Below are 19,315 nucleotides of genomic sequence, written 5' to 3' on the forward strand. Positions count from 1 at the left end.
CTAGCACGGCTCACGGCGTCTGCGCCGGCGCCATCTGCGCGCGCGCCACGTCCTCGACCGGATCGACGACGAGCAGCCGCCGCTCGACGATCTCCAGGATCACGACGTCGGGGCGTTCGCGTGCGATGATCTCGGGATCGAGCCGATATCCGGTGACGTAGACGATGCGCCGGAAGCGCTCCGACAGGAACGGCATCATCGCGGTCCCGAACGAATCCCGGAACATCACGGCACGCGGCGCGGCGGGATCGTCGATCTCGGTCGCGCTGGGGTGGGCCCAGACGTCGAGCTTGCCGGGGTCGAACGCGACGTTGGCCTCGGCCGGCCTCGCGCGCGGCGGGCGGCGGGGGATCAGACGCTGGTGGCGCTCGAGGAGGACGTCGCGCAGGCCGAGCATGCCGGTCAGATCCCCGCCCAGATCCAGCGCTTCGCGCGCCTCGTAGGCGTCGCGCCCGAGCGGCGGGACCGCCGGTAGAAAGGTGCGGACGCGCTCGATGACGGCCTGCGACGCGACGAAAGCGCCCCGGTCGTTCCAGTGGCTGTCCGTCATGTGCCAGACCCGCTCGCGGGCTTTCGCGTCGCGCAGAAGTCGTCGCAGGTCGACGAACTCGACCGGGCTCGATGCCAGGTGCCGCGCGAGCTGTCCGAGTCGCGACGGTCGATGGAGACGGTTGTAGGAGCGGGGAACGTACTCCGGGTAGATCGTCTGCCCGTTGGGGGCGATGACGACCACGAGACGGCTCCCGCGCGCGCGGAGCCATCGGTCGGCGCCCTCGAGGCTCTCCACCCACCTCGTCAGGAGGGGACGCGGAAACGGGGCCAGCCGTCGATAGTCGATCATCGTGTAGTCGGTCGCGAGATACATCCATCCGTCGCGCCCGAGGACGACGCTCGGCGACGGTGAGACCCGGAGCCCCTGGACGAGGAGGCGGGCGTGCAGTCGGACCAGCACGTCGCGCAGCCCGAAGCGGTCGCCGAACCAGCGCTCGAAGGCTGCGGGGAACTGCGCCAGCGTGTCGAGGTCTAGTGCGAACGTCGGGGGCGGCTCCGGCCGGCGATTCTCCGCCATGAACCCGGATCGCCCGAAGACGTTGACGGCGATCGGCACCACGAGCGCGACGGCGAACACCGCGATGGTGACGTGCTGGAGGACGCGCGGATGGCGAGGGCGGGTCGGCACCGTCAGAAGCGGAAGTAGATGAAGGGGTTGTAGGTCCCTGCCGCGAGGCGTGCGGCGGCGAGGAGGAAGAGGCCGGCGACCGCGGCGAAGCCGACGAACTCGCCGACCAACGCATGCTGCGGCGCGCGCTCCTTCAGGCGCGCGAGCGACGCCCGCGCGGCGGGGGCGAGCGGCGTCGCGGCGACGATGCCCGCGGCCATGGCCAGGAGCACGAGGTGGTCGGCGTAGAGGGCGACGTGGAACTGGACGCTCTCGGCGGCGCCCAGGCCGACCATCGCGCGGAGCATCGCCGCGGCCTGCGGCCAGGAGTCGGCACGGAAGAACACCCAGCCGACGAGGACGACGAGCGAGGCATAGGCGTGCTGCACGACGCGCGGGGTGCGCTGGAGCAGGCGCCCGAACGGGGTGCGCTCTAGGATCAGGAACGCGCCGTGGTAGAGGCCCCACACCACGAACGTCCAGCTCGCCCCGTGCCAGAGCCCGCAGAGGAAGAAGACGGTCGCCAGGTTGCGGTACGTGCGTGCGGCGCCGGTGCGGTTCCCGCCGAGCGGAACGTAGAGGTAGTCGCGGAACCAGGTGGAGAGCGTGATGTGCCAGCGGCGCCAGAAGTCGGTGATGGACGTGGCCACGTACGGATAGGCGAAGTTCTCCGGGAAGACGAAGCCGAACAGGCGCGCGAGGCCGATGGCCATGTCCGAGTAGCCGGAGAAATCGAAGTAGATTTGCAGCATGTAGCAGGCTGCCCCGAACCAGGCGAGCGCCGCCGTGATCTCGCCGGGCGGAAGCGCGTAGATGGCGTCGACCGGCACCGCGACGACGTTGGCGATCAGCATCTTCTTCGCCAGCCCGACGACGAAGCGCCGAATGCCTTCCGCGGCTCCGTCGACGTCGAGGGTGCGCGCGGCGAGCTGCGGCGCCAGGTAGTGGTAGCGAATGATCGGCCCGGCGATGAGCTGCGGGAAGAGCGCGATGTAGAGCGCGAAGTCGACGAGCCGTCGCTGGGCCGGGACCTTCCCGAGGCGCACGTCCCACAGGTACGAGAGGCTGTGGAAGGTGAAGAACGAGATGCCGATGGGCAGGTGTACGTGCGGCATCGGGAGCACGGGCAGGCCGGCCAGGGCGCCGAGCCGGTTCACGTTCGCGACGAGGAAGTCGGCGTACTTGAAGGCCGCGAGCAAGAGGAGGTTCGCACCGGTCGCGACGACGAAGAGCGCGCGGCTGTCCGGGCGCCGTGCCATGGCCAGGCCGAAGCCGTAGTTGGCGACGATCGAGAGCAGCATCACCCAGAGGAAACGGATCTCCCCCCAGGCATAGAAGAATAGACTGGCAGCGAGGAGCAGGCCGTTTCGCCAGGCGTGCGGCGTCCCAGCGTGGAGAACCAGGAGCAGCGGCAGGAACAGGAACAGAAACACCGGTGACGCGAAGACCATCGGAGTCGCGCTGCCTTGGCACGGAACCCGCCTCGGCGCAACGCGCAAGGCCCGTCGCGTGGCGCCGGCGCACGCGCTGGCGCCACGAACGGGTCAGTAGGTCGCGCGCCGCGGGCGACGCGCCTCGGCGCTACTCGGCGTCGGGGTCTTCGTCGTCGGCGCCCGGGACGCCGAGGCCGGGGATCGCCATGCCGGGCGGGAGGCCGGCGCCCTCGGGGGCGGGCGCCACGGTCTCCGGGCCGCGGAAGTCGGCCGCCTGCTTGTCGAGGCGCGTGTACATGTAGTCGCGCACCGCGAACACGGTAGGGCCGCCCTCGCGCATGCCGTAGTGCTCCTCGCCGACGCGCGCCAGCAGCACGGTGCCGAGGCTCTTCCCAGCCGTGTCGACGAGCGTGAAGCGCAGGTCCGGGGCATCGAGACCGAAGGGTCCGAGGTCGCCGGGCGGCTCGGCGACGATGGCGGAGCCGCGGAGGTCGCGGAGGTCGTCGAGCAGGCGCGTGATCGCGCCCCCCCGGACCGGCGCCGTCGCATCGCCGCCCTCGACCGACCACCCGGTGGGCGTGCGGGTCAGCGTCGCGCCGATCCCCGTCTTGCGCTCGATGGTGACGCGGCCCACGCGCTCGGGGGCGAAGCCGAGGAGCGTCTTGTCGCGGAACTGGGCGGCGTCCTTCGCGAGCGCCCGCCAGGACCACTCGCCGAGCGCGTAGATGGTCGGCTGGTCGGCGCGCTTCACGTACGTCTGCTTGGCGCTGCCGTCCGTGTGCTCGCCGCCGAGCAGCAGCGTCTGTGCCGGCGCGCCGTCTTTCAGCGTCGCGGTGACGGTGAGGCGCGGCGTGTCGAGCCCGGCCTGGGCCGTGTCGACGTCGGCGGGGAAGTCGACGGCGCGGGCGGAGCGCAGCGAGGCGAGGTAGGTGCGCACCTCGGTGGGGTCGGCGACGTGGTCGCCGGGCTCGACGACCCAGGCGTCGCGATCCTTGCGTACGAGGGCGCTCGGCGGGCCGTCGGCCGGCGTGACGTCGATGCGCTCCACCTGATCGTCGGTGAAGGACATGATCTGCTTGTCGCGCAGGTCCTTCACCTGCTTGTCGAGCCCGACCTTCAGCGGCGACGCCACGAGCATGACCGGGCCGTCGCCGCGGCGGACGTAGACCTTGCCGCCGATCTGCGTGCCCTTGCCGACCTGGATCGGCGCGGTCGCATCCTTGCCCACGGTGAGCACGACGGTCGGGGTGCCGGTGTCGAGGCCGAACACCGCGAGGTTACCGGTCTCACCGTCGAGCGTCTTCGACACCTTCGCGGTCGTGAGGGCGGTGAGCAGGCCCTTCACGGCGCTCTCATCGGCGGGCGCGTCGAGCGGCTGCTCGAGCCGCCAGTGGCCGTCCTGCTTGGCGAGGACGATGTGACGGTCGGGGAAGGTGAGGTCGATCTTGTCGATCGCGTCTTCCTGGACGTCGACCAGCCTGGTTCCTTCGGCTTCCTGCTCGGCCTTCGGCAGCTCGACGCGCCACACGTAGATGCCGAGCGCGACGACGAGCAGGGCGAGGACGGCGATGCGCCCGAGCTTCACGCCGATCTCCGGCGCCACCACACCCAGATGCCGAGGGCGATCAGCAGCTCCGGGATGATGAGGACGGAGAGGTAGAATATCTGCGCCGCCTGCGCCGGGGTGATGTCGGCGCGCGACGCGCGGACCGTCTTGCTGCGGATGGAGACGAGCTCCTCCTGCCCGACGAGCCAGCCGACGGAGTTGAGGAAGAGATCGGCGTTGAGGCGCGACTGCACCAGCTGCTGGTTGTCGGCGAAGCCGCGCGTCCCGAAGACGACCAGGCGGGACTCGTCGGCCGTCGCCGGCGGCTCGAGTCCCATGTCCTTCGGCTTGGCATCGACGGCGACGCCGATCGAGAGCGGGCCCTTGCGGTCATCGGCGTCGAGCGCGGCGACGCCCTGCTCGAACACACCCGCGACGTTCGTCTCGGCCCAGCTGGCATCGCTGGTCTTGACCAGGCTGGTGGCGGTGAGGCCCGGCTTGCCCTCGACCGGCTCCACCGTGCACGTCTGCGGGAAGACCGTGAAGTCACGGAAGCTCTGGGTGATCGGGTGCTGGCCGTAGGTCCGGCTGAGCGGCACGACGCCGAGCCGCGGGCCCTCGAACAGGCGTACCTCGGTGTCGACGACGATGTCGCTGCCGACCTTGGCGCCCCAGCGGTCGAGCAGCGCGTAGAGCTCCGGGTCGTTCGCGCGCGGACCGAGCATCGCCAGCAGCCGGCCGCCGCGGCGGAGGTAGGCGTCGACCGCGGCCACGGCGGCGGGCGTGAGCGTGCGCGTCGGTCCGGCCATGACGACGACGCTGGCGTCGTCGGGGATCTGCTCCACGGAGGGCAGGAGGAGGCTCTTCACCTCGTAGTTCTCCTGCTCGAGCGCCAGCTTCGCGGACGAGAAGCCCTTCGGGTCGTCGGGGGCATCGATCGGGGCCTCACCGAAGCCCTCGGTGAAGTAGACGACCTTCTTGGTGCTGCGCGCCACCCGGATGATGCCGTTGGTGATCGTCTCTTCGGACGGCTGGGTGACGACGAAGCTCTCCTTGCCGTACTGGAGGGCCACGCTCGGCACGGTCGTGATCTTCATCTGCTCGACGAGGGCCGGCTCCTTGTCGGGATCGACCAGGGAGGTCTCGACCTTGGACGGATTGGCGTCGTGGTAGTTGTCGAGCAGGGAGCGCAGCTGCGGCTCGATGCCGCCCTCCACGAAGGCGGTCATCCGCAGCGGCTCGTCGAGCGCCTCGGTCACCTTCTTCGCCTGCGGCGAGAGGGTGTAGACGCCGGCCTCCGTGAAGTCCCGGCGGACGTGGTAGCGCGTGCCGAAGTAGTTGAGGATGCCGATCAGCGCGACGAAGAGCAGCGAGTAGATGGCTGCGCTCGCGCCGTACTTCGTGGAACGCTGGCCGACCGCCGACTTGAAGCCCTCGAATCCGAAGGCGAGGTAGGCGATCATGAAGGCGGCGCCGAGGATGAGGTTCAGGAGGACGTAGCCGTCCTGGAACGGCGCCGCCACGAACATGGCGCCGAGGAGGCCGAAGGCGAGCAGCAGGAGCCCGAGGAGGCCCAGCAGCGAGGCAGAGCGTCCCATCGGCCTATCTCCAGCGGACCGATTCCACCGAGCGGTAGGTGAGGAAGAGGGAGACGAGGAGGAGTGTCGTGAAGTAGACGATGTCCTTCGAGTCGAGGACGCCCTTCGAGATCTCCGTGAAGTGCTCGGTGACCGAGACGTACTTGATGATCGATGCCCACGGGCCCGACACCGACTCGCCCACCCATCCGATCGTGTAGAGCACCATCAGGGCGAACAGGGTGCCGACGTAGGCCACCACCACGTTGTCGGTGAACGACGAGACCAGCGTGCCGATCGCCAGGAAGGCGACGGCGACCAGGAAGAGCCCCAGGTAGCCGATCAGCATCATCGGGACCTCGGGATTGCCGTACGCCATCAGCAGGAGGCCGAAGAAGCCCGAGAGCCCGATCATGAGGACGACCAGCACGAGGCCGCCGAGGAACTTGCCGAGGACGATCTCGCCGACCTTCACGGGTGCCGTCAGCAGCAGCTCGTAGGTGCCGGCGCGCTTCTCCTCGGGGAACATGCGCATCGTCAGCGCCGGAACGATGAAGATGAGCAGCACCGACATGTTGTGCAGCATCGGGCGGAGCACCATCTCGTTCAAGTTGAAGCGCTCGAGCATCTCCGGTTGGCGCATCATGCTGTAGATCTGCAGCGCCTGGTTGAACGCGCTCAGCAGGGCCCAGAAGAAGTAGCCTGCGAGCGCCAGGAACGCCGCCAGCAGCACGTAGGCGGTGGGCGAGGAGAAGTACGAGCGCACCTCGCGTCCGGCGATCGTGAAGGCGTTGCGCATCAGGCGGCGGGCTCCTCGTGGGCGCCGCGGGCGATCACCTGCGTGTAGACGTCCTCGAGGGTGCGGCCCTGGGTGAGCGTCGCCAGCTGCTCTTCGACGACCACGCGGCCCTCGTTGATGATGACGACCTTCTGGCAGGCGCTCAGGACCTGCGAGAGGATGTGCGTCGACAACATGATGGTGTGTTTGGCGCCGAGGCCGCGGATGAAGCCGAGCATGTCGCGGATCTGCCCCGGGTCGAGACCGTTGGTCGGCTCGTCGAGGATCAGCACTTCGGGGTCGTGGATCAGCGCCTGCGCCAGGCCGACGCGCTGCCGGTAGCCCTTCGACAGGTGGCCGAGGAGGCGACCGGTGACGTTGCGGAGGCCGCAGGCGTCGAGCACGCGGTCGAGCCCCGTTTCGATGTCGACGCGGCTCATGCCCCGCAGCTTGGCGACGAAGCGCAGGTACGGGACGACCGTCATCTCGTTGTAGAGTGGCGGGTTCTCGGGCAGGTAGCCGATGCGTCGCCGCACCTCGTCCGACTGCTCGAACACGTCGAAGCCGCAGACGCGGACCGAGCCGGACGTCGCCGGCATGTAGCCGGTGATGATCCGCAGCGTGGTGGTCTTCCCGGCCCCGTTGGGACCGAGGAAGCCCAGTATCTCGCCGGGCTCCGCCGTGAACGTGACGTTCGTGACGGCCGTGAGGTCGCCGTACCGTTTGCTCAGGTTTGCGACTTCGATCATGTAGTTCGACTGAGACGCAGACGGAGGCGGAAAATTCGGGGCGCTATTATCGACGCGCCCGCACGATGTCAAGAAATGTCCCCCCCGGTCGTCGCCGTCCCTCCCCGCCCGCGCGCATTCCGACATGCCATCTCCGACCGCACCGCGGCTGCATCTGATCGACGGCAGCGGGTACGTGTATCGCGCGTTCCATGCGCTCCCGGCGCTGTCGACGACGCGCGGGCAGCCGACGAACGCCATCTTCGGATTCGCGAAGATGGTCGCGAAGCTGATCCGCGAAGAACGGCCCGACCACGTCGCCGTGGTGTTCGACGCCCCGGGGCGCGCCACCTTTCGCGACGCCATGTTCGACGGCTACAAGGCCTCGCGGGCGAGGATGCCGGACGAGCTGCGCTCCCAGATCCCGTACATCCGCCGGCTGGTCGAGGCGCTGCGGCTGCCGGTGATCGAGGAGCCCGGGGTCGAGGCGGACGACGTCATCGGCACGCTCGTGACGCAGGCGAGCCGCGCCGGCGTCTCGACCGTGGTCGTCACCGGCGACAAGGACATGATGCAGGTCGTCGACGAGCGCACGAGCCTGCTCGACCCGATGCGCGATCGCCGCTTCGGGCCGGCCGAGGTGGTCGAGCGCTTCGGGGTTCCGCCGGCCCTGGTCCCCGACGTGCTCGGGCTCATGGGCGACGCCATCGACGACATCCCCGGTGTCACCGGCGTGGGCGAGAAGACGGCGATGGCGCTCGTGCAGAAGCTCGGGCCGGTCGAACGTATCCTCGCCTCGCTCGACGAAGTTCCGAGCACCGGCATTCGCGGCGCGAAGAAGGTGGCCGAGACGCTTGCGCGCGAGGCCGAGACGGCGCAGCTCTCCAAGCGGCTCGCCACGATCCAGTGCGATCTGCCGCTCGAGCTCGAGCTCGAGGCGCTGCGCTGGAGCGGGCCCGATCGGGAGCATCTGCGGCCACTGCTGGTGGAGCTCGAGATCCACTCGCTCCTGCGCGAGCTCGGCGTCGCCGGCGAGACCGTCGCGATCGTGACGACCGAGGTCGACGCGGCGACCGCCTCCACGGCGGCGCGCACGCTGGCGGCAGCGTCGGCGGTCGCGATCGTGCCGGTGCTCGAGGGCGCACGCGCCACCACGGCGGCGCTCGCGGTGCTCGCGCTCGCGGGGCCGAGCGATCCGGTCGTCGTCGCGCGCGACCCGGACACGAGCGGCGCGCTCCTGGCGTTGGCGCCGGTGCTGAACGACCTCGCGGTCACCAAGGTCGGCGCCGACCTGAAGGCGACGCGCGTCGCCCTCGCGCGGCGCGGCGTACGCCTCGGGGGGCCGGCGTTCGACCTCGGCCTGGCGTCGTACTGTCTCAACCCCTCAGCCGCCGATCACGGCATCGGCGCGTTGGCCGAGGAGCTGCTCGGCCATCCGCGTGCCGAGGACGAGGACGCCGTTGCGAACGCGGCGCGGGCGGCCCGCGCTGCCCATGGTCTCGTGCCCATCCTCTCGGAGCGTCTCCGCGCGCACGAGATGGAGCGGCTCTTCCGTGACGTCGAGATGCCGCTCGCCGAGGTCCTCGCCGAGATGGAGCTCGCCGGCGTGGCCCTCGATGTGCCGGTGCTCACGCGGCTCGGGGGGGAGCTCGAGGCGTCGCTCGCCCGGCTGATGGCGGAGATCCACGAGCTCGCCGGCGGCCCGTTCAACATCGGCTCGCCGCCGCAGCTGCGCGAGGTGCTCTTCGAGCGGCTCAAGATCCCGACGCGCGGCATCCGCCGCGGGAAGACCGGCTTGTCCACCGATGTCGACGTGCTGACGCGGCTCGCGCGCGAGCACCCGCTGCCGGGCAAGATCCTCGAGTGGCGCCAGCTCTCGAAGCTCAAGTCGACGTACGTCGATGCGCTGCCGGCGCTGGTCGATCCGCACAGCGGTCGTCTGCACACGTCGTTCAATCAGACCGTGGCGGCGACGGGACGGCTCTCGAGCTCCGATCCCAATCTGCAGAACATTCCGGTGCGCAGCGAGGAGGGCCGGCGCATCCGCGCCGCGTTCGTCGCACCGCCCGGCCAGCGCCTGATCTCGGCCGACTACTCGCAGATCGAGCTGCGCCTGCTCGCCCATCTCGCCGACGACCCCGGCTTGTGCGCCGCGTTCGCAGCCGAGGCGGACGTGCACGCGACGACGGCGGCCGAGGTCTTCAAGGAGCTGCCGCCGGCCGAGGGGCGGCGGTTGGCCAAGGTGATCAACTACGGGCTCGTCTATGGCATGGGCCCGTCGCGTGCGGCGCGCGAGCTCGGCGTCTCGCTGGCCGAGGCCGAGGCCTACATCGAGGGCTACTTCACGCGCTACCCGCGCGTGCGCCGCTTCATCGATGACACCATCGCCGGCGCGCGGCGTTGCGGCTTCGTTACGACCGTCCTCGGCCGGCGCCGCTACCTGCCCGAGATCGGCGCCCGCGATGCGGCCGTGCGGCAGTTCGCGGAGCGCGCGGCGACCAATACGCCGATCCAGGGGTCGGCGGCCGATCTGATCAAGCTCGCCATGCTCGAGGTGCGCCGCCGGCTGCGTGCAGAGGGATTCCGAGCGCAGATGCTATTGCAGGTGCACGATGAGCTGGTGCTGGAGGCCCCGGATGCGGAGGCGGAACGGGCGGCGGGTCTCGTGCGGACCGTCATGGAGGAGGTCTGGCCGCTGCGGGTTCCCTTGCGGGCCGAGGTACGAATCGGGGCGAACTGGGCCGAGGTCCACTGACACACGTGATCGGGTGAATAGGTCCATCGTCGGGGCGTCTGAAAGCCGAGCGGGCCGTGGCGCCTAGCGACTGGGAGCTCGTACGGCGGGCCCGGGAGGGTGATCGTGATGCCTTCCGGACCCTGGTCGAGCGCTACCAGCGCAAGGTGGCGGCTCTGGCGCTCGGAATGCTCAGGAACAGGGAAGACGCCCTCGACGTGGTCCAAGAAACCTTCACCAAGGCCTACCAGAGCCTGGACCGGTTCAAAGGCGATTCGTCGTTCTACACGTGGGTGTACCGCATCGCCGCCAACCTCTGTATCGATCATCAGCGGCGGGATGCGAAGCTCGTCCACGTCCCCATCGATGCTCGCGGCAACGATGGCGAGGCGACGGGCGAGGAAATTCCTGCCGCCGCGCTCGAAGGCAGCGAACCCGACGAGCCCTTCCAGCGGGCCCGCGATGCGGAGATCTCTGCGGGCCTCGCCCGAGCCATCTCCGAGTTGACCCCCGAGCATCGCGCCGTCATACTCCTGCGCGAAGTGGATGGGCTCTCCTACGAGGAGATCAGCGAGGTTCTCGGGTGCCCGAAGGGCACCGTGATGAGCCGACTCCACTACGCGCGACGCCAGCTCCAGGAGCGGTTGCGCAGCCTGCGCTGACGAACCTCCAGATGGGCCGCCCATGACCTGCGACGACGTCCAGCAGCACATCCACCGCTTTCTCGACACGGAGCTTCCTCCCCCGATGCTGCTGGCGGTCGCACGACACGCCGGCGGTTGTAGCGCCTGCGAAACGCGCATCCGCGAGCTGAGCGACCTCGGTGATGCGTTGCGCGCCGAAGCCGAGGCCGCGCTCGCGACGCTCGACATGACCCAGGTCTGGGCCGGAGTCGCGAAGGGCCTCGACGCGCACGACGCGGAGGTCACCCGGCGACGCCGGCTGCGCGCGCTGCCGCTCTGGGGCTCGGGGCTCGCTGCCGCCGCCGTCCTGGTCGCGTTGCTCGACGGGCCGCGTCCCGACGTGCAGATGACGACGTCCCACGTCGTCCAGCAGCAGCCGGTGCGGCAGGTCGCCGCCATCGACCGGCTCGCCGTCGAGAATCGCCATCAGGTCTCCGTGCGGCGCGACCAGAAGGGTTTCACCCTGATCGCGCTCGGTGACGGAAACGAGGCGCGGTGACCCGCGCGCAGGTCGGGGTGGCCGTGCTGGGCCTCGTGAGCGGCCTCGGCGCGGTCTGCCACGCCTTGCCGCCGCCGGGACCGATCCAGGTCGAGATCCAGGCCGTCCTCGCGAGCAACTCGGGCGTCTGCGATCCGCGCGTCGCGCAGCTGAAGGCGCGGCTGCGCCGGCTCGCCGGCTTCCGCAACTACCAGCTCCTCGTCACCATCACGCGCACGCTGCCGTGGCGCGAGACGCAGGTGATCCCGCTGCCGGGCGAGCGCACCATCGTCCTCCAGCCGAAGATGATCGACCGCGGGCGGATCGTGATGCAGGTCCGCCTCCTCGAGCAGAGCCGGCAGTTCCTGCAGACCACCTTGCGCCTTCCGAACCAACACACCATGGTGTTCTCGATGGGGCACGACGGCGTGCTGGGCGGTCTCGAGCCGGCCGAGGCGGGCAGCGCCCCTGGTCCGGGAAGCTCGGACAGCGCCTATCTGGTGCTTCTCAAGGCCGAGCATCCGAGCGCGGAGCACTGACGACGGCGATGACGACGTGGCTCGAGGAGGTCGGACGGCAGCTGAGCGGTGTTGCCGACGCGCTGTGGGGCGAGGTGAGCGAGCGTGGCGTGATGCCGCTGCTCCAGCCCGTGGCGCCGTGGAATCAGCCGGAGTTCCTCCAGCCGGCGGTGGCCCTCGGCGGGCTGCTCTCGATCGCGTTGCTCTCGGGGCTTGCGGTGACGGCCCTGGGGACGCTGGTGGTGACGCTGTTCGCGCTCTGGATGCTGCTGGTCGAGGTGTTCGGCGTGTCCGTCGAGCTGAACCCGCTCGGGGCGGCGGCGTCGCGCTGACGTCCCGCGTCCGCGGGGCCGCTCGCTTCGCGTCGTTCCGCCTGCACGACGCTGCCGATCCCGCTCTGCGTGCCCCGGCGATCTAGTGTCCCGAGTCTGAAGTTCGTCACCAAATCTCGGGCGGTCTCACGCCGCCCGGCTGCGTTGCGTCTCCTCACCATGGCGACGGCCATGCCTCGTCGTCGCGCCTCGCCGGGCGGCGCGATCCCGCCCGATCTTTGGCAACGAACTTCGGACTCGGGACACTAGTCGCCGAGCGTCGACCAGTCGACGGTCCAGAAGTCGGGGACGGGGGGCCGGAGCTCGGTGTGACCGCCGAAGCAGGAGAAGCTCGGGCGGTGGGTGAGGCGTTCGCGGAGGAGGTGGAGGTGCTCCTCGACGCTCTGGCCGGGGGCGGGGGCGCCGACGTCGAGACGTTTCATGCCGCCGCATTTGCGGCAGGTGACGTCCACGCGCATCGGCGTCCCGCTCCCGGTGCTACTGCTTCATCGCGGCGGCGAGGATGCGCGAGGTCGACGGACGCATGATGCGCGGGTCGACTTCCTTGCCTGCCTGGAGCGTCTGGCGGACGTCCTTGCCGGAGATCGAGACCGGCTTCTCGCCGGGGTGGTTGTCGGTGAGGTCGACGCGACCCATCGACTCGTAGAACGCCGCGAATCCGACCTTCAGCGGCTGGATCTTCAGGTCGCCGCCGAGCTTCGAGAAGATCTCCTGCGCGTCGAAGTCGCCCCAGATGGCGGAGCCGTCGGCGTAGGGCGCGTCGGCGTGCTTGCGGCCGATGACGATGTCGGTGAAGCCGAAGTTCTGGCGGTAGATGCCGTGCATCACGGCTTCCTTCGGGCCGCCGTAGAACATCTTGATGTCGAGCCCGAGCAGCAGGACGCGGTCCGGCACCGACTCGTTGCGTGGGCCCCACAGCGCGGCGTCGCTGTCGCCCTCGCCGAGGCCGCGCTGCGTGATCAGCGCTTCATAGGTCTGCATGCGCACGGCGGCGTTCACGTCGTCGCCCTTGGTCTCGCCGACGAGCGGGTTCAAGACGGCGCCGGCGTCGTGCCCCTGGCGGATCAGGGTCTCGAGGCCGTAGACGAGCGCGTACTCGTGCGCACGGTGGAGCGGGTTGCGCGTCTGGAACGCGACCACGCGCTTCCAGCCCTTCTCGCGGAACAGCGCGCGGACCTCACGCGGCGAGAGCACGTACTTGCCGAACGCCGGGTTCTTCGGCTGCGGCAGGACGCGGATCGTGCCGCCGACGAGGTGCGTCTTGTCGGCGTCGTTCCTGAGCACCATGTCGGCGCCCGGATGATCGGTGCGCTCGGTGCCGTAGACATTCTTCAGGTAGCGGGGCTTGTCCCACGCGAACACCGACGTGACGTCGAGCGTTGCGACGAGCTCGCCCGCCGCATTGGTGAGCGCGACGGTCTGGCCGGGCTCGATCGTGCCGGCGAGCGCGCTGGTCACCGGCAGCGAGATCGGAATCGTCCAGGCGTACTTGGCGCCGTTCGACTCGATGCACGCCTCGTCGAGCACGCGGTCGTAGGTCGCCTGGTCCATCGGGCCCCGCAGCGGGCTCAGGCCGCCGTCGCCGAAACGGTAGACGCTGGAGAGATCGGCGTCGGAGACGGGCACCTTCGGCAGGGACGCGGCCTTGTCGCGGAAGGCGGCCTGCTCGGCGGTCGGCACGGTGAGATCGAGCGGCTCGGTGAGTCCACCATGGGGCGGGATGAGATCGGGCATACGGCTGTCCTTTCTTCCTGGTCTCGGTGTGTCGAAACCGTGCAGGCTAGGGGAATCGGGTGGCCGGCTCAAACGCGCCGGCCGTGCTCAGAGGTGGGCCGAGTCGAACGACTCGCTGACGCTACGGACCCGGAGACGGCGGCGCAGGCGGGCGAGCCCGCGAGCGGCGAGGGCGCCCAGGCCCGAACGGGTGAACGACTGGACCGCCACCGAGAGCCGGGCGTCCTCGCCCGCGGCGAAGCGCGCCTCGAGCGGGGTCACGCCGAGCGTCAGGTCGCGCAGCCAGCTGGTCGGGATGCCGCGCTCGCGGACGCGCCGGAACAGGTGCTGGAGCACCGGCGTCAGCGCCTCCGGGTCGAGCCTGCGGGTGGCCGGCGTGCGGCGCACGACGATCACCGGCTGAACGTCCGCTTCGACCAGGGTGTCGACGGCGGTCACGAGCGTCTGCGGGTCGTCGAGGCCCGCCACGAGCTCCGTCCAGACGGTGCCGCGCGGGAAGACGGTCGCGGCGTGGGCGAGGGCTTCGAGGTAGCGATCGCGGCCGATGTAGCGTGCCCGCCCGACGCAGTGTCGTCCCAGCTGCTCGGCGTCGAAGACCTCGAGGTTGTAGCTGATGGCGTCGACGCCCATGGCGTACGTGCGGTCGATCCAGCGCAGGTCGCGCGGCGGATGCGTCTGCACGACGACGAGCGTGTCGAAGTGCTTGCGCACCGCCTCGATGAGCGGGGTCAGATGGGCGATGCCGCCGTCGTCCGCATCGAAGACGCTCGAGTTGAACAGGACCAGCTCGGCGGCGCCCTCGTCGAACGCGGCGCGTACGACCTCGACGACGTCGGCGGGCGTGACGTCGCCGTGCGCAGTGCCGCGCGCGCCCTCGGTACAGAAGCGGCACGGCGCGCCGGCGGCGGAGAAGCCGCACGCACCGCCCGGGTGCACGACGAGATGCGTGCCGTGCACGGTCGCGAGACTTTGCATCGGGATGCCGCGGCCGGTCCGTTCGTTCGCGAAACGCGGCGTCCGCCCGGGGCGTACCTCGAGCCGAACGTCGGCCCGGCGCAGGTCGGAGAGGAAATAGCGGCCGGACTCGGCGGCGAGGCGATAGGGCGTTGCGCTGTCGGCACCGTCGAGCGGCGCGGCGACCTGCATGCCGTCGGGTAGCACGAGGTCGATGGTGTCGGGAGGTCGTCCCGCTGCCAGCACGCCGGCGCTGGAGTCGAGCTGGAGCCCGCCCGCGGCGACGCCGAGCTTCCAGCGCAGAGGGTCGGTCGCCGCGCTCACGCGTCGGCTCCGCAGCGCCCGCAGACGCCGGTGGCCTCGAGCGGTCCGGCGAACGTGCCGGCGACGAGGTCGAGATGCTGTACCCGGCCCATGCCCGGCTCGAGCAGGAGGGCATAGAGGGCCTCGGCCGCGACGAGGGCCCCGAGGGCCATGGGGGCGACGTGGCGCAGCGCGCCGGTGGCGGTGGCGTCCGCCGACGGCGTCGTGGCGCCGCTCGGCGCCGGATCCCAGCAGTGGCCGCAAGGCCGCCCGACGAGCGTCGCGACCGCCCCCACGGTGCCGATGCCGTGTCCGCACACGAGCGGGACGCCGGTCATGAGCGCATGGTCGGCGAGGCGTGCGCGGGTCGTCGGGTCGTCCGAGACGTCGACCAGGACGGTCGCGTCGCCCGCGTCCTCGACCAGTATCGGCCCGGCGCGCTGCACGAGGATGCGTGCGAGCGCCGCGGCCGGGCCGTCGCCCGCCACGACGACGTGGGCGGCGTTGAGGAGATCCTGTCCCGTGCCGCCCACCTCGGGCAGCAGGATCTGACGGCTCCAGCGCTCGATCGCGGCGTCGTCCAGCATCTATTCGATCACGTTCTTCTCGATCGGCTCGACGGTCACGCCCTGCTCGCGCAGCCAGGCGATACCGCGCTCGATGGCGTCCTTGGCGCCGTCGAGCTCGATCGCGATGATGCCGATGTCCTCGTTGACGCTCGCCTGGCGGATGTTGAAGACCAGATCGAACTGGCGGCTCAGCTGGTAGATGAGCGGCTCCTTCACGAGACGGCTCGGGTAGGTGAGGTACAGCTTGGTTTTGTGCTGCGGACGGCTCGTGCCGCCGCGTGCGAGACGCGGGGATCGGCTCATCGCTTCTGCCACCCGAGCCAGAGGTTCGTGGAGAGATAGCGATCGCCGAAATCCGGGAACAGCACGACCACGGTGCCCTCCTCGAGGTCACGCGCCACCTGCAGCGCGGCGCAGTGGGCGGCGCCGCAGGACTGCCCCACGAGCAGACCTTCCTCGCGGCCCAGGCGGTAGACCATGTTGTAGGCGTCGTCGGTGGAGATGCCGAGCTTCCGGTCGAGCTCCTGCTCGTGGAAGATGCCCGGCACGATCGACGAGGCCATGTGCTTCAGGCCCTCGATGCCGTGGAAGGCGTCGTCGGGCTCGGCGGCGATCACCTCGATCGCGGGGTTCTGCTGCTTCAGATAGCGTCCGGTGCCCATGATCGTCCCGCCGGTGCCGATGCTGGCGACGAAGTGGGTCACGGCGCCCGCGGTCTGTCGCCATATCTCCGGCCCGGTGCTCTCGACGTGCGCGCGGGGATTGGCCTCGTTGTTGTACTGATCCGGCTTGAAGTAGCGTTCGGGCGCCTCGGCGAGGCGCGTGCGGCAGAGACGGATGGCGCCGTCGGAGCCCTCGAGCGGGTCGGAGAAGACGATCGTCGCCCCGAACGCGGTGATGACGTCCTTGCGCTCGCGGCTGACGTTTTCCGGCATCACGAGCTCGACGGGATAGCCGAGCGCCGCGCCGATCATCGCCAGCGCGATGCCGGTGTTGCCCGAGGTCGAGTCGAGGATGGTCTTGCCGGGGACCAGGCGGCCGGTCTCGATGCCGTCCTGGACCATGCGCAGCGCGGCGCGGTCCTTCACCGAGCCGCCCGGGTTGAAGCCCTCCAGCTTGGCGAAGATGCGCACCCCCGGCGGCACGCCGTCGCGCACGCGCCGCAGCTCGCACAGCGGCGTGTTGCCGACGAGCGTCAGCACCGAGGGTGCGACGAGCGCTCCCTCGCGCGGCCCGAGCGGGCCGGCGAGGGCGGCATGGGCGACCGCGGGGTTCATCGTGCGCGGACGCTCACCGTCCGCCGGCGATCGCCGGCACGATCGAGATCTCGTCGCCGGACTTCACCGGCGTCTCGAGGTTCTGAAGGAAGCGGATGTCCTCACCGTTGACGAAGATGTTGACGAAGCGGCGCACGGCCCCCTGCTCGTCGCAGATGCGATCGCGGATGCCCGGGTGACGGCTGTCGAGATCACGGATGAGCGCGGCCACGTCGGCTCCCTGGGCTTCCACGGCTTCGGCCCCGCCGGTGAACTTGCGCAGCGGCGTCGGCACTCGAACCTGGGTCATAGTGTCGGGTCCTCTCCTGGGTTGCCAGCCGCGATCGGCCGGCGGCTGTGGTCAGACGGCCGTGGCCTCGCGGGTGCCGCGGAGCCTGGCATAGAGCTCGTCGAAGTCGGCGAGCCGGGCGGGAATGCGGAACGGCTGCTCGACGTTGCCCGTGACCGCCTCGAGCGTCTTGTACCCGTTGCCGGTGATGCTGATGACGATCGACTCGTCGCGCGGGATGCGTCCCTGCTCGATGAGCTTCTTGGTGACGGCGACCGTGGTGCCGCCCGCGGGCTCGGTGAAGATGCCCTCGGTGCGGGCGAGGAGCTTGATGCCCTCGACGATCTCCTCGTCGGTGACCGACTCGCCCCAGCCGCCGGACTCGCGCACGGCCTTCAGCACGTAGAAGCCGTCGGCCGGGTTGCCGATGGCGATCGACTTGGCGATCGTCTGCGGCTTCACGGGCGCGATGAGATCCGTCTGGCGATGCAGGGCCTGCACGACCGGTGCGCAGCCGCCTGCCTGCGCCGAGTAGATCTTGAAGTCGCCCTCGACGAGGCCGAGGTCGCGGAGCTCCTTGAAGGCCTTCGCGACCTTCGGGAGGATCGTGCCGCCGGCCGTGGGGACGACGATGTGCTGCGGCAGCTTCCAGCCGAGCTGCTCGGCGACCTCGAAGCCGAACGTCTTGGCGCCCTCGGTATAGTAGGGCCGCACGTTGATGTTGACGAAGGCCCAGCCGTACTTGTCGGCGATCTCGCTGCACAGGCGGTTCACGTCGTCGTAGTTGCCGCGGATGGCGACGGCGCGCGGCCCGTAGATCGTCGAGCCGATGACCTTGCCCTGCTCGAGGTCGTCCGGGATGAAGATGTAGCAGTTGAGCCCCGCGCGGGCGGCGTGCGCCGACACCGAGTTGGCGAGGTTGCCGGTCGACGCACACGACACCGTGTCGAAGCCGAATTCGACGGCCTTCGAGATCGCCACCGAGACGACGCGATCCTTGTAGGAGAACGTCGGGTGGTTGACGGAGTCGTCCTTCACCCAGAGCTCCTGCACGCCCAGAACCTCGGCGAGGCGGTCGGCGCGCACGAGCGGCGTGTAGCCGGAGTGCATGCCGATGCGGGGCTCGCCCTCGACAGGGAGCAGCTCGCGGTAGCGCCAGAGGTTGCGCGGCCGGCTCTCGATCAGCTCGCGCGTCAGCACCTTGCCGATGGCCGCATAGTCGTAGACGACCTCCAGCGGCCCGAAGCAGGTTTCGCAGACGTGCAGCGGCGCGACCGGCGTTTCGGCGCCGCACTCGCGGCAGCGCAGTCCCGTCACGTAGCTCATGGGTGATTACTCCTTTGCGCGGCCCGGACCTCGTGGCGGTCGCCGCAGGCGGCGCAGTTGGGATCGCGCGACAGCGGGACGCTGCGCCACGTCCCGGTCCGGGTGTCGATGGTGAGGAGCCGATCGCGGAACGCCGGCTCGAGATGGGCGAGGATGCGGACCGCCTCGCCGGCCTGGAGGGTCCCGGCCAGGACGACGGCAGGCCCGAGCACGCCGGCCTCCTGGCAGGACGGTACCTCGTCGGCGGGCGGGGCCTCCTCGAAGAGGCAGCGGTAGCAGGCGCTGCCGTGCGGCAGCACCGTCAGCAGCTGGGTGCGCCAGCCGAGCGCGCCGGCGTGTATGAGCGGCACCTCCGCCGCCACCGCTGCATCGTTGACCGTGAACTTGGCGGCGATCGTGTCGGTGCCGTCGAGGACGACGTCCCAGCCGGCGAGCAGCGCCTCGTCGTCGGCGCCGAAGCGGCGGACCTCGGTTTCGATGGCGAGGGCAGGGTGCCGGTCGTGCAGCCGCGCGGCGGCTGCCAGCACCTTGGGACGCCCGACATCCGCCTCGTCGTAGAGCGGCTGGCGGTGCAGGTTCGAGATCTCGACGACGTCTGGGTCCATGAGACCGAGCGTGCCGACCCCCGCCGCCGCGAGGGCCATGGCCGCCGGGCTGCCGAGACCGCCGACGCCGATCACGAGGGCGCGGCCATGGTCGAGGCTGAAGGTGTCGGGATGGGGCATGCTGGCTCGTCAGACGTGTGACGGTCTCACCAGCATGCGAACATTTATCTTTCGCGGGGCCCGCGGGGGGCGCTCGCCGCGTCGGAATTAGCACCGGTCGTTCGCCGGTTGCTGTGGCTTCGCTGGGCCGGTCCCTCCGCCACTCTGGATAAGATGTCGTGCGTCTGTCTCTCGGTCGCGAGGTAGCCCGATT

At 70.2% G+C, this 19,315-nt stretch carries 20 protein-coding genes and 1 riboswitch; of the genes, 5 read left to right on the forward strand and 15 right to left on the reverse strand.

The genetic code is table 11. The features are described 5' to 3' along the window. Positions 1 to 10: 10 nt before the first annotated feature. The 6 genes from KIT14_23810 to KIT14_23835 all read right to left on the reverse strand — a co-directional run bounded on the left by KIT14_23810 (position 11) and on the right by KIT14_23835 (position 7,242). Complete coding sequence (locus KIT14_23810; protein ID MCW5893553.1) at positions 11 to 1,180, reverse strand: hypothetical protein; 1,170 nt, start codon at positions 1,178 to 1,180, stop codon at positions 11 to 13. Positions 1,181 to 1,182: 2 nt separating this feature from the next. Then, positions 1,183 to 2,610 carry an MBOAT family protein gene (locus KIT14_23815; GenBank protein ID MCW5893554.1) on the reverse strand — a complete coding sequence of 476 codons (1,428 nt, stop codon included), beginning with the start codon at positions 2,608 to 2,610 and terminating at the stop codon, positions 1,183 to 1,185. Between the two features lie 130 nt (positions 2,611 to 2,740). Then, the gene (locus KIT14_23820) at positions 2,741 to 4,195 is read right to left on the reverse strand and encodes a DUF4340 domain-containing protein (protein ID MCW5893555.1); all 1,455 of its coding nucleotides are present in this window, start codon (positions 4,193 to 4,195) and stop codon (positions 2,741 to 2,743) included. Further along, entirely contained in the window at positions 4,174 to 5,736 is a 1,563-nt protein-coding gene (locus KIT14_23825) for a GldG family protein (protein MCW5893556.1), read from the reverse strand. Before KIT14_23825 ends, KIT14_23820 begins: the two co-directional genes overlap by 22 nt. A gap of 4 nt (positions 5,737 to 5,740) precedes the next feature. Next, positions 5,741 to 6,514, reverse strand: coding sequence for an ABC transporter permease subunit (locus KIT14_23830; GenBank protein MCW5893557.1), 774 nt, complete (start codon positions 6,512 to 6,514; stop codon positions 5,741 to 5,743). Further along, complete coding sequence (locus tag KIT14_23835; protein MCW5893558.1) at positions 6,514 to 7,242, reverse strand: ATP-binding cassette domain-containing protein; 729 nt, start codon at positions 7,240 to 7,242, stop codon at positions 6,514 to 6,516. The genes KIT14_23830 and KIT14_23835 overlap by 1 nt, the downstream gene beginning before the upstream one ends. Positions 7,243 to 7,366: 124 nt before the next feature. On the opposite strand from KIT14_23835, the gene polA reads away from it, so the two are divergent. Genes polA through KIT14_23860 form a run of 5 tightly spaced genes read left to right on the forward strand, consistent with a single transcriptional unit; the run spans position 7,367 to position 11,966 of the window. Next, positions 7,367 to 9,976, forward strand: coding sequence for a DNA polymerase I (gene polA, locus KIT14_23840; protein MCW5893559.1), 2,610 nt, complete (start codon positions 7,367 to 7,369; stop codon positions 9,974 to 9,976). 56 nt (positions 9,977 to 10,032) lie between these two features. Beyond that, complete coding sequence (locus KIT14_23845) at positions 10,033 to 10,617, forward strand: sigma-70 family RNA polymerase sigma factor (GenBank protein MCW5893560.1); 585 nt, start codon at positions 10,033 to 10,035, stop codon at positions 10,615 to 10,617. Between the two features lie 22 nt (positions 10,618 to 10,639). Further along, complete coding sequence (locus KIT14_23850; protein MCW5893561.1) at positions 10,640 to 11,137, forward strand: zf-HC2 domain-containing protein; 498 nt, start codon at positions 10,640 to 10,642, stop codon at positions 11,135 to 11,137. Next, positions 11,134 to 11,655 carry a hypothetical protein gene (locus KIT14_23855; GenBank protein ID MCW5893562.1) on the forward strand — a complete coding sequence of 174 codons (522 nt, stop codon included), beginning with the start codon at positions 11,134 to 11,136 and terminating at the stop codon, positions 11,653 to 11,655. The genes KIT14_23850 and KIT14_23855 overlap by 4 nt, the downstream gene beginning before the upstream one ends. Positions 11,656 to 11,663: 8 nt before the next feature. Then, positions 11,664 to 11,966, forward strand: a complete 303-nt coding sequence (locus KIT14_23860; protein MCW5893563.1) for a hypothetical protein — start codon at positions 11,664 to 11,666, stop codon at positions 11,964 to 11,966. Between the two features lie 245 nt (positions 11,967 to 12,211). Here the strand turns inward: KIT14_23860 and KIT14_23865 are convergent, their stop codons facing one another. From KIT14_23865 to KIT14_23905, 9 genes are all read right to left on the reverse strand, one after another. Beyond that, positions 12,212 to 12,388 (reverse strand): hypothetical protein, encoded by a 177-nt coding sequence (locus KIT14_23865; protein MCW5893564.1) that lies wholly within the window; start codon positions 12,386 to 12,388, stop codon positions 12,212 to 12,214. Positions 12,389 to 12,443: 55 nt separating this feature from the next. Further along, on the reverse strand, positions 12,444 to 13,700 hold the full coding sequence (locus KIT14_23870; GenBank protein MCW5893565.1) for a sulfate adenylyltransferase: 1,257 nt from the start codon (positions 13,698 to 13,700) through the stop codon (positions 12,444 to 12,446). A gap of 87 nt (positions 13,701 to 13,787) precedes the next feature. Beyond that, positions 13,788 to 14,978 carry a hypothetical protein gene (locus KIT14_23875; GenBank protein MCW5893566.1) on the reverse strand — a complete coding sequence of 397 codons (1,191 nt, stop codon included), beginning with the start codon at positions 14,976 to 14,978 and terminating at the stop codon, positions 13,788 to 13,790. Then, on the reverse strand, positions 14,975 to 15,544 hold the full coding sequence (locus KIT14_23880; GenBank protein MCW5893567.1) for a hypothetical protein: 570 nt from the start codon (positions 15,542 to 15,544) through the stop codon (positions 14,975 to 14,977). The genes KIT14_23875 and KIT14_23880 overlap by 4 nt, the downstream gene beginning before the upstream one ends. Continuing rightward, the gene (locus KIT14_23885) at positions 15,545 to 15,829 is read right to left on the reverse strand and encodes an NIL domain-containing protein (protein MCW5893568.1); all 285 of its coding nucleotides are present in this window, start codon (positions 15,827 to 15,829) and stop codon (positions 15,545 to 15,547) included. Further along, positions 15,826 to 16,803 (reverse strand): cysteine synthase family protein, encoded by a 978-nt coding sequence (locus KIT14_23890; protein ID MCW5893569.1) that lies wholly within the window; start codon positions 16,801 to 16,803, stop codon positions 15,826 to 15,828. The genes KIT14_23885 and KIT14_23890 overlap by 4 nt, the downstream gene beginning before the upstream one ends. Positions 16,804 to 16,816: 13 nt before the next feature. Further along, positions 16,817 to 17,092, reverse strand: a complete 276-nt coding sequence (locus KIT14_23895; GenBank protein ID MCW5893570.1) for a MoaD/ThiS family protein — start codon at positions 17,090 to 17,092, stop codon at positions 16,817 to 16,819. Between the two features lie 51 nt (positions 17,093 to 17,143). After that, a complete protein-coding gene (locus tag KIT14_23900) occupies positions 17,144 to 18,397 on the reverse strand; it encodes a threonine synthase (protein ID MCW5893571.1) in 1,254 nt (417 codons plus the stop codon). Continuing rightward, positions 18,394 to 19,122 (reverse strand): HesA/MoeB/ThiF family protein, encoded by a 729-nt coding sequence (locus KIT14_23905; protein ID MCW5893572.1) that lies wholly within the window; start codon positions 19,120 to 19,122, stop codon positions 18,394 to 18,396. The genes KIT14_23900 and KIT14_23905 overlap by 4 nt, the downstream gene beginning before the upstream one ends. Positions 19,123 to 19,163: 41 nt before the next feature. Next, positions 19,164 to 19,277, reverse strand: a riboswitch (SAM riboswitch). Positions 19,278 to 19,315: the final 38 nt, after the last annotated feature.

Source organism: bacterium (assembly GCA_026129405.1).
Classification (GTDB): Bacteria; Desulfobacterota; Binatia; order DP-6; family DP-6; genus JAHCID01.